The following is a 1,239-nucleotide window of genomic DNA, read 5'->3' on the forward strand; positions in this document are numbered from 1 at the left end:
GACCCCGCCCCGCCACTCGACAGGCGTGTTCTCCGCCCCTCGCCACGTTCGCACGTGCGAAGCCTAGGACATTCTCGTGGGGCGCTGTCGGGCCGCCGAGCCCCGGCCGGGTGCCGCCAGACTAGACCGGGGCGAAGACGACGAGCGACCGGACCGCACGCTCAGTCTCCTCGACCAGGGCCAGCACGGTCCCGTCGGGACCGAAGACGCCGTACGTGCCCGGCCGTCCTACCGGGGGCAACCGCCGGCCATGGGACACGTCCGCCGCCGCCTCCGCCGTCACGTCGCGGCGCGGGAAGCCGGCCGCGACCGCGTCGGTCAGCGACGTGACCGCCCGCGGCCCCAGCTCGGCGAACGTGTCGAGAGTCACTGCGCCCGCCAGGTCGAAGGGACCAACGGCGGTGCGCCGCAGGGCGGTCAGATGCGCCCCGCAGTCCAACGCCGCCCCGAGATCACGGGCGAGCGCCCGCACGTACGTTCCGCTGGAGCAACCGACCGTGACCTCCAGATCGGTTCCGGCCGGGTCCACCGCCCCATCGCCCGCGGCCCGCCGCGCCAGCAGGTCGAAGCGGTGGACCGTCACCCGGCGTGGGGCGAGATCGACCACCTCGCCGGCCCGGACCCTGGCGTACGCGCGTACCCCGCCCACCTTGACCGCGCTCACGCTGGCGGGAACCTGGTCGAGCACCCCGGTGAGGGCGGCCATGGCCCGGGTGAGCCGGTCGGCGTCGACGTCCACCGGACGGTCCTCGACCGGCGCGCCCTCGGCGTCGTCGGTCGTGGTAGTCCGGCCGAGCCGGATCGTGGCGTCATACGCCTTGCCGGTGAGGGCGAGATGCCCGAGCAGGCGGGTTCCCCGGCCGGCTCCCAGCACCAGCACACCCGTCGCCATCGGATCGAGGGTGCCCGCGTGGCCGATCCGGCGCTGCCCGAGAATGCGCCGCGCCCTGACGACGACGTCGTGCGACGTCCAGCCGGCCGGCTTGTCCACGACGACGAGCCCGTCGACCTGTGGCCCGGGACCGGTCCCGGATCCCCGGCGGGATGCGGCTCCCCCCGGCCGCGCGGGTCCCCGGGTGGATCCCCCCCGGGTGCTCACCGCGGGCTCCGGGCCGCGTTCCCCGGGCCTCCCAGGCGCGGAGCCTGCGCCAGCGCGTCCCGGAGCACGCCCATCAGCTCGTCGAGCGTCGTCCCGCGGGAGAATCCGGCGGCGAAGCGATGGCCGCCACCACCGAGAGC

General features: G+C 75.7%; 1 protein-coding gene. It reads right to left on the bottom strand.

Features of this window, described 5'->3' with window-relative positions; translation table 11 throughout:
• Window positions 1-121 precede the first annotated feature (121 nt).
• Window positions 122-1,099 (bottom strand): tRNA pseudouridine(55) synthase TruB, encoded by a 978-nt coding sequence (gene truB, locus ACY45C_RS00865; RefSeq protein WP_462185768.1) that lies wholly within the window; start codon window positions 1,097-1,099, stop codon window positions 122-124.
• Window positions 1,100-1,239 lie beyond the last annotated feature (140 nt).

It is taken from the genome of Frankia sp. CcWB2 (assembly GCF_977927585.1).